Annotated in this window: 9 protein-coding genes; 3 read left to right on the plus strand and 6 right to left on the minus strand. The window is 65.7% G+C overall.

Features of this window, described 5'->3' with window-relative positions; genetic code table 11:
• The 5 genes from HUU95_RS03030 to HUU95_RS03050 form a co-directional block, all read right to left on the minus strand.
• A partial coding sequence (locus HUU95_RS03030; protein ID WP_174278748.1) for a LuxR family transcriptional regulator occupies positions 1-683 on the minus strand: 683 nt, incomplete at its 3' end.
• A gap of 249 nt (positions 684-932) precedes the next feature.
• Positions 933-2,228 (minus strand): ISNCY family transposase, encoded by a 1,296-nt coding sequence (locus HUU95_RS03035; RefSeq protein ID WP_174278749.1) that lies wholly within the window; start codon positions 2,226-2,228, stop codon positions 933-935.
• A gap of 127 nt (positions 2,229-2,355) precedes the next feature.
• Positions 2,356-2,760 carry a type II toxin-antitoxin system HicB family antitoxin gene (locus tag HUU95_RS03040; protein WP_174278750.1) on the minus strand — a complete coding sequence of 135 codons (405 nt, stop codon included), beginning with the start codon at positions 2,758-2,760 and terminating at the stop codon, positions 2,356-2,358.
• Positions 2,761-2,762: 2 nt separating this feature from the next.
• Positions 2,763-3,041 (minus strand): type II toxin-antitoxin system HicA family toxin, encoded by a 279-nt coding sequence (locus HUU95_RS03045; protein WP_217429749.1) that lies wholly within the window; start codon positions 3,039-3,041, stop codon positions 2,763-2,765.
• Between the two features lie 25 nt (positions 3,042-3,066).
• The gene (locus tag HUU95_RS03050) at positions 3,067-3,714 is read right to left on the minus strand and encodes a TetR/AcrR family transcriptional regulator (RefSeq protein WP_174278751.1); all 648 of its coding nucleotides are present in this window, start codon (positions 3,712-3,714) and stop codon (positions 3,067-3,069) included.
• Between the two features lie 77 nt (positions 3,715-3,791).
• On the opposite strand from HUU95_RS03050, the gene HUU95_RS03055 reads away from it, so the two are divergent.
• The 3 genes from HUU95_RS03055 to HUU95_RS03065 all read left to right on the plus strand — a co-directional run bounded on the left by HUU95_RS03055 (position 3,792) and on the right by HUU95_RS03065 (position 6,469).
• Positions 3,792-4,619 carry an alpha/beta fold hydrolase gene (locus HUU95_RS03055; RefSeq protein ID WP_174278752.1) on the plus strand — a complete coding sequence of 276 codons (828 nt, stop codon included), beginning with the start codon at positions 3,792-3,794 and terminating at the stop codon, positions 4,617-4,619.
• Between the two features lie 12 nt (positions 4,620-4,631).
• A complete protein-coding gene (locus tag HUU95_RS03060) occupies positions 4,632-5,531 on the plus strand; it encodes a DMT family transporter (RefSeq protein WP_174278753.1) in 900 nt (299 codons plus the stop codon).
• A gap of 113 nt (positions 5,532-5,644) precedes the next feature.
• Positions 5,645-6,469 (plus strand): alpha/beta fold hydrolase, encoded by an 825-nt coding sequence (locus HUU95_RS03065; protein WP_217429750.1) that lies wholly within the window; start codon positions 5,645-5,647, stop codon positions 6,467-6,469.
• Positions 6,470-6,579: 110 nt separating this feature from the next.
• Here HUU95_RS03065 and HUU95_RS03070 read toward each other — a convergent pair whose 3' ends face one another.
• Positions 6,580-8,724 carry a type IV secretory system conjugative DNA transfer family protein gene (locus tag HUU95_RS03070; RefSeq protein ID WP_174278755.1) on the minus strand — a complete coding sequence of 715 codons (2,145 nt, stop codon included), beginning with the start codon at positions 8,722-8,724 and terminating at the stop codon, positions 6,580-6,582.
• Positions 8,725-8,741: the final 17 nt, after the last annotated feature.

The following is an 8,741-nucleotide window of genomic DNA, read 5'->3' on the forward strand; positions in this document are numbered from 1 at the left end:
TGTGCCTTATTTGCAGCGCCTAACTTATCCTTAGCAGACGCGATATGCTTGCTGACTGTCGAAGTCGAAATCTCCAAGATCTCTGCAATGTCTGCTTCGGTCTTGCCATCACTCGACCACAGCAGGCATTCGTGCTCTCGCACCGAGACGCCGGCTGCCGCGTGATCGACAGAGGCGTGCAGCTGCAGAAAGCGCCCGATGGCGCAGGTGGCGGCGAACGACAGTTTTCCCGCGTCCTCAGGGTCCAACGCCGCCCTGTCGCCGCCGAAGGATACGGCCGCGATTCGCTCGTCGAGTGTGATGACCGGCACGACGAAGCCGCCGGTCAGCCCGAATTCCGCAGCTTCGCCGCCGACAAGTTTGCGATCGGCCTGACTGGGGCAGGATGCATAGCTGTCGGCCCAGCTGAAGGGCTGAGGATCGGCTTGGAGCCGGTGGAAGATCGGATCCTTAAACAGATAGCCGCGGTCGTTGTAGCGGCCGGCCCAGTCTGCGGGCACGTGCTGGACGAGGACGAGCGGAGCGATCTCCTTTCTCGGCGTCCGAGCGCGAGGCACGAGGCCACCGAACACCGACGAGAAGCCGAACGCCTCGGCGAGGCAGACGAGCCGCCGGCCGAGCTCGGTGGGCGTCTGGGCGGCGGAGATTGCGTTGACGAAGGCTAACGACCGGGCAACCTTCAAACGATCGTCCTTTGGGGCAGGGGGTGCGGAGGCGGGAGGAGAGGTTGTCGCGCAGAAAGCCGAAAAGCCAATCAGAACGATGACCCTATGTTGTCGGTGCAAGGTAGAGATGTCACTGCTTCTGCCCGTTAGAGATGTCACTGCGGACGGGGCAGGGCGGGTAGATTGCCTGACGGCGCTCGTCCTGCCTGGCTCGAGCAGCGCGGCGAAGCTGGTCAGGGTTGCGCAGCCGCGCTGCAGTCTTGCCGATCATCCAACCTTGAACAGGCTGTTGCCCTGCCCCCGGCGTCGTGGCGCTTTGTTGGACCGCGTCACCGCGACCTGAGCCTGCCGCTCGGCGATGAAACTCAGCACGGCCCCGAGCCGCTTGTTGTCGACCACCGACGCCGGATCGACCCGCTGCTGCCGATCAAACACCCGGTACGGCAGATCCAGCCCCTTGTGCCGGATCGCGAGGCGGCCATCGGGGTAGTCGAAGACGGTGACGCGCTTGCGGGCGAGGGGCCGCGTGATCTCGTTGGGCTCGAGGATGAACAGCACCTGGTCGTATTGCAGCGTGAGGCTGTTCGAGACGGTCCGCTCCTCCTTCCAGGCGAAAGCATCGTCAAGGTGATCGTCCGGCCGCAGCGGCCGATGCACGTCCTTGTCGCTTTGGGGCGGTTTGGCGAAGCGCCGATTGTAATCGTCCATGAACGCCGGCAGGAAGGCGTTGCCGGCCTCGATCGTCGCGATACCCGCCAGCCGCATCTCCTTGACCAAGCGGTCCTGCAAGGTGCCGTTGGCGCGCTCGACGCGGCCTTTGGCCTGCGGACCGTTGGCGCAGATAATATCGATGTTGAGCTGATCCAGCGCCCGGCCGAACTGGGTCATGCCGTCACCACCCACGGCATCCTTCCGGTTAACCCGAAACACCCCATGCTTGTCACTGTAGAAGGCAACCGGCTTGCCGTACCGCTGAAGATAAGCGCGAGAGGCCTCAAAGTAATCGAACGTCGACTCGCTGTGCACAAAGCGCAGATGCATCAGGCGGCTCGTTGCGTCATCGATGAACACGAGCAACGTACACTGCGGACCACGATCCTCGAACCACCAATGCTCCGAGCCGTCGATCTGCACGAGTTCGCCCACGCAGTCACGCCGATAGCGCGGCTGATACACCGGCTTGAGCCGCTGCCGGCGGTCGGCCCACAGGCCCTCCGCCAGCATCCACTGCCGAAGCGTCTCGACACCCAGCGTGATGCCATGCCGCTCCGCGAGCTTCTCGCACGCCAGTGTCGGTCCGAAATCGGCGTAGTTAGCTCGGACCAGCGCGATCGCTTCGGTTCGGAAGGCCGGCGGATACCGGCGATTGCTCGGCTTGCCACGCCGCGACGACACGAACGCCGACACCCCGCGGGTCCGATAGGCGATCGCCAGCCGGAACACATGACGGCGCGAGACGCCCATCAACCGCGCCGCGTCGGCCGCCGTGATCCGGTCGTTCGCCAGGTCGCGTATCACATGCAAGCGGTCAATCTCCGGCCGGGTCATTGCGATCACCGTCATGGGCACAGAACTCCTCGAACCAATCGGGCGAGGAGAGTGACACATCTAACGGGGAGAATAGTGACATGTCTATCGGGCATCTACATATGTGATTCGCATAATCAACATTATGGAACTTAGCATCATGTCAAGCGACTCGGCGTGGTTCTTCGAGCGTCAGTTGTGCGATGTAGCCAGAGCGGCTTTCGCCGGCCGCCCGCGCCAACGCGTCAAGGCGCTTCAAGACGCGCCGCGGTAGCGTGATATTTACACGCTCGATCGTGTCATCAAGCAGCCCTGGATCGATACTAACGACCGCCAAGGTCCAGCCGGCATAGGCGGCGTCTGCCTCGATGGCATCGAGCCTCGACGGGACGGGAATGGCGTCGCCGGCATCGAGGGCGGCGTCGATCCAAGCGGCGACGGCCTCCTCAACACCCATCATCGCCTCTTCAAGGGTTTCGCCTGCGGAAAAGCAACCGGGCAAATCGGGGACAACGACCCCGAAGGCCGTACCTTCGGTTCCCCGCTCAATGGCAATGGGGTATCGCACTGTCATCTGTCCTTGATGTCCGCTTGTTTGCAGATTGCTGCGATCAGGCCGCCGCCAAGCTCCTTCCTCGGATGCGGAACCACAATGGGGTTCGACCGGCCTGAATGCCTGCACACGTGATGCGAGCCGCGAACTCGGTCCAGAACCCACCCACCTGTTAGCAAAATACGGATCAGCTCCTTGCTTTGCACCGTGTGTATAATACGCACTGGAACCTGCGGGATGTCAATGAAGCTGTCTGGCACTCGATACTGATCACTCTCATGGCCTGATCTGGCCATTAGCTGCCTGTCGGTTTGGGTGCAATCAGTGCGGAGCAGCCGACGGATTTTGCCCGCCTCCGCTTCCGGATCGATGCGTCCCGAGACGGCGCGCTCGTATGCCGGCCATGGCCTCGCCCGCCATTTCCTCAAGATCCTCTCGGCTTCCGCCGTCCCGAGCCTGGACGGACAAGCCCTGCAACACGACGCAGAGATAGCCGGCGAGCGCCTCTGCCTTCGGCGGGTCGAGCCAGCGCGACAGCGCTTCGGCAACCGCATCGCGTACGGCGCGGCGTCGTGCCGCCAGGTCGCGCGCCAGTCCTCCGTGCTCGACCGCGCACTCGAGCAGGCCGGTCGACACCATGCATCCGCGCTCGAGGCCCGGGTCGACGATCCCATCGACCGCAGCGCGGAGAAGCCCTTGCACAGCCATGTCGAGGCTTTCTGCCTGACCGAGGCCGACCAGGGCGCCCGGCAGGGTCGCATAGCGATCGAGGGCTTCACGGTAGAGGCCTGCCTTGCTCCCGAAGGCCGCGTAGAGGCTCGGCGGCGCAACGCCGATGGCGTCCGTCAGATCGCTGATCGACACGCCCTCGTAGCCGTGGCGCCAGAACAGCGTCATCGCGGTCTCGACCGCGCTGTCACGGTCGAACGTGCGCGGGCCGCCGCGCCGCTTGATGATCGGCTTATTCATAGCGAACACTAAAGACCACTTGACGGCCGGCCGCAAGCGTCTAGTCTGTATCGAACGCTACAGATTGAAGGATCGGCATGCCCCGTTCACTTACCGGCGAGCGCTTCAGCGTCGCTACTCTCGACGGGCTCGAACTCGCGGCCGAGCATCACGGCGACAGAGCCGGACCCGAGATCCTCCTGGTCCACGGGCTTGGCCAGAGCCGGCTCAGCTGGTCGCGGCAGACGCAAGGAGTCCTGGCCGAGACCTGCCACCTCGTCACCTACGACCTGCGCGGCCATGGCGACTCGTCCAAGCCGGCGAGCGTCGATGCCTACGCCGATCCCGCACTCTGGGCCGCGGATCTGGCGGCCGTGATCGAGGCCGCGGGCCTGCGCCGGCCGACCCTGGTGGGCTGGTCGCTCGGGGCTCTCGTGACCGGGCACTACCTCACCCGCTATGGCCACGGACACCTGGCCGGGGTCAACCTGGTCGGCGCCGTCACCCAGCTCGCTTTCGAGCTTCTCGGCCCGTCGGCGCTCGCCCATGCGGAGCCTCTGGCCTCGCCGGATCTCGCGACGCGCAGCGACGCCATTGCGAGCTTCCTGGCGTCCTGCTTCTCGACCTTGCCGCCCGAGGGCGACTTTCGCCGCATGCTCGTCTTCAACGGCATGGTGCCACGCGAAGTGCAGCAGGGTGTGGTCCGCATCGGACACGAGGGTCTGGATGCGGCCTGGGCTGCCGTGCCCCGCCTGCTCGCGACCTGGGGCGACGAGGACCAGCACGTGCGCCGCGAGATGTCGAGCCGTATCCTCGAGATGAACCCCGACGCTCGCCTGTCGGTCTACAGAGGCGCCGCCCACGCACCCTTCTATGAGTGCCCGGAGCGCTTCAACCGCGAACTCGCCGCTTTCGCAGCCGCCTGAGCGGAGCATCCCATGTCGCTCGTCGAAATCGCGGCCGCGCTGCTTGTCGCTCTGCTGTGGGGCGTGCAGTTTGTCACCAGCAAGGTCGGCATTGCGGCCATCCCGCCGCTCCTGTTCGTCGCGCTCCGCTTTGCGGCGGTCGCCGTTCTCCTCCTGCCCTTCGCGGGCCGTCCGTCGCGTCGCGAGGTTGGGGTGGCCGCACTCGTTTCCGTCTTCTTCGGCGGCCTCGGCTTCGGCCTATTCTTTGCCGGACTGCGGCTCAGTCCCGCGGGCTTGTCGGCCGTGGTGGCCCAGCTCATGACGCCGTTCACCGTGCTGCTGGCGTGGCCGATCATCGGCGAGCGCCCAACCACCCGCGTCGTCGTCGGCCTCGGGGTGGCCTTCGCCGGCGTCGCCCTGGCCCTCGCGAGCACCGGCAGCGTCGCGTCCTCGGTAGGTATTCTGCTCGTCGCCGGGGCGGCGGCTGCACAGGGCCTCGGCAACGTGTTGGTAAAACGGCTCGGTCCCCTGCCACCGTTTCGCCTGATGGCATGGCTGTCGCTCTTCGCGGCGCCGCAACTCGGCCTCGCCTCGGCGGTGCTGGAGCACGGCCAGGGCGCTGCACTGGCGACCGCTGGTCCGCTTGCCTGGCTCTCCCTGGCCTATGCCGTGCTGTTCGGCGCCGTTGCGGGTTTTGCGCTGTGGTTCTGGCTGGTGGCGCGTCTCTCGCTCGCCCGCATCGCACCTTTTGCCCTGCTGCAAACGGTTTTCGCCATCGTAGCCGGCGTCGTGGTCCTGCACGAGCCGATCACCCTGCCGCTCGTCGCAGGCGCCCTGGTCTGCGTGGCGGGCGTCGCGTTGACTCAGCTGCGCACAGCCAGCGTGCCGCGGCCTGCCGCCCTTTGTTCCGACCTGAGCGAGAGACCGGTCTGATGCCACTATCGTCCCAAATGGCCGCTCCGCCTTTCTTCCCCAAATTTCGTCGCCTCGAAGCCGAGGCGCGTGGCGTGAGCTTCGCGGGGGTGGTGGGCGGAGAGGGAGCGCCCGTGCTCCTGCTGCACGGCTACCCTCAGACGCATGTCGCATGGCGGCGGATGGCGCCGGCTCTCGCAAAGCACCACGCCCTCGTCGTCCCCGACCTTCCCGGCTACGGGGCAAGCCGGCCGCAGGCGATGACGCCGCGTTGGACCAAACGCCGTGTCGGCAAAGCTCTGGTCGAACTGATGGCCAGTCTCGGACACGATCGCTTCGCCGTCGTCGGTCACGACCGCGGTGCACGGGTCGCCTACCGCATGGCCCTCGACCAACCGGACAGGGTCACGGCCCTAGCCTGCCTGGCGGTGGTGCCGACCCTGGACGCGATGGCGGCGGTCGACCACCACTTTGCGACACGGGCCTCCCACTGGTTCTTTCTCGCCCAGGCGGCGGACCTGCCCGAGCGGCTGCTCGCGGCCGACCCGGACGCCTTCCTCGACCGCGCGCTCACCACGATGACGGGAGGCCGCGACGTGATCGAGCCGGACGCCCGCGAAGCCTACCGCGCGGCCTTCCGCGACCCCGCCGTGCGCCACGCGATCTGCGAGGACTACCGTGCCGCGCTCGACGAGGACCTCGCGCACGATACCGCCGATCGCGCCAGGGGACGTAGGCTGTCCTGCCCGTTGCTCGTGCTGTGGCCCGGCGCGGACGCGGGATCGGGCCGGGTGACGCCGGTCGAGACCTGGCGCCAATGGGCCGATGACGTCAGTGGCGCCGCGACCGCCGGCGGGCACCTGCTGCCCGAAGACGCGCCCGACGAGATATTGGCCCAGCTCGGCCCATTCCTCGCCAGGTCTCCTCAGTCTCGCGCTCTCAGCCGCTTGGTAAGATAATCTCTGGCGCAGGCAGCCTGCCCAACGGACGTCCGCTTTCGCCTTATGTTTCCGTCGACGGGAACGGCGGGACTGGGCGCGGAGCAGCCGATGAGAGCCGGGCTTGCCGGTCAACGTTCGTCATCTCCGAAAGCCTGCTGCAGTTCACGAAGAGTACTGGCGGCGAGCCGAACGCCAGTCTCCTGCAGTCCCGAGGTGACATCAGCCATCGTCTCGAACTCATCCGTCTGCGCGGACGCGGATGCCTCCAGCACGTTTCGAACGTTGCAGCTGTCTCCCGAAGGGACCGGAGGTGCGGCACCGAGGGTGAGGGCTTTGCGCGGCTTGGCCTGACTGGCTTTGGCCTTCGGGACGACGATCGGAACGCGGTCGGCTGGAATATGTGGCTTCGTTTTTCGCTTCGACGCTGGGCGACTGGCCTCGGTAGGCGGTTTCCGAGTGCTTTTGCTCTCCGCCACCTTCATTTGAGCCACCTCGGCCACCGAGTCTGCCGCTTCTGCTGTCCGAGAAGCTTGCGCGAGCACCCCGCCGAGCGTTTCGTCCTGCCACTCTCTGAGGATCGGCGGCGTAAGCAGATTTCCTTTCGTCTCTTCAAACAACCGCCGATAAGGCTGATCCTTGTAGTGCCGGATCTTCGTGAGCTCGAATGACCGCGAGTTCTTGACCATCAGGATCGCGACGCGCGCTGACATCTCCCGCAGCTCGAGCGGGCTGCGTAGCCGTCGCGGCGTGTAGTGCGGCGCCCAGGCCCGCGGCGCGAAGATCCCCTGCCCCGGCCGCGCCACCGGCGTCTTGTAGACCTGTGTCGTCTCGCCCAGCATCTCCGACACGAATTCTGACGTGTCGAGATCGTTGATCTGGATGAACAGCTTGATTTGCGAGCCCGACACCGTCGTGATCCGCGTGTTCTTGCCATAGAGCTCGTCGAGCTGGGCGATATCCTGCATGACGATCGCCATGCGAAACCCGTAGCCGGCGCTGATCGTGATCTTGGAGATCAGCGAGTCCATCCGGCCGACGTGATAGAACTCGTCGAGCATCAGCAGGACCTGATGCGGCTCGTCGGGCCCCGGGATCCGGACCATCATGAGGTCGTGGATCTGCTGGAATAGGATGCGGATCAGTGGGCGAAAGATGGCAAGCTCGGCGATCGTGCATCCGATGAAGATCGTCATGGGCTGACGACGGAGCTCGCGGATGTCGAAGTCGGAGGTCTCGGTGGCGGCGGCGATCAGGCCGTTGTTCCAGAGCGACATGGCCATGTTGACGTTGAACACGGCCGAGTTCCGGGTTTCCGGCTCGAGCGCGATGTACTGGTTGAAGCTGTCGGTGACCCAGGCCGGCAGGTGGGCCCGCTCGGTCTTCACGATGGCGCGCAGGACGGTCGAGATGTCCTTCCCGGTCGTCGTCATGCGCGCGACGGTCCGCATGTGCTGAGCGCCGACGATCAGAGGCGAGGCCAGCACGTAGCCGATCAGCGCCGAGAGCAGCAGCCTTCCTGCTCCGGCCCAGGTGTCATCCGCCTTCTCCGGGATGACAAAGGACGCGACCACGAGGCAGTCGGTCGCCATCCGCTCGTCGCGCCGCACGAAATCCAGCGGGTTATAGCGATGGGTGTCGTTCGACCCCGGCGAGAACATGAAGACCTTGTTGCCCATCGCGGTGCGATGGTTGGCGAGCGCCTCGAAATTTTCCCGCTTGGGATCGAAGAAAACGGCCGAGCCCTGCCACAGATAGCCGTTCGGCAGCACGAAGCCGGTGCCCTTGCCCGACCGCGAAGGGCCGACAACGAGGATGTGGGCCGGCTCGTCCGAGCGGATGGTCGTCCCGTTCATCGTGCCGAGAACGATGCCCTGTTGGACCGTGAGGTTTTGGCGCGCGGCGTCCATGAGGCTGCCGAACCGGGCCGACCCAAACGGCATCTGCGGCCGATTGACGAAGGTGAAGAGCGCGCCGGCGAGACCGAGCCCGACGACCGAAGCCGCCGCCAGCCCTGCTCTGACGAGCGCTTCCGCCTGTGTGGCACCGTAGGAGAGTCGAGCCCAGAAATGCTGCCAGGCGATGAGGCCGAAGCCAAACGAGCGATCGGCGTTCTGCATGCGGAGCAACGCCCATCGGCGGGTTCCCTCCCCCGGGAAGCGGGACGGCGCCCAGCGCAGGGCGACGACGATCTCGTAGGCCAAGCTCCATAGCAGCCAAAACGCGAGAAGGCCGATGATCGTGATGGCGATCCTATGGACGACGACGCGCCGCACGGGACCCCCTCCCCCCG

It is taken from the genome of Sphingomonas bacterium, assembly GCF_903643065.1.
GTDB lineage: Bacteria > Pseudomonadota > Alphaproteobacteria > Sphingomonadales > Sphingomonadaceae > Sphingomonas.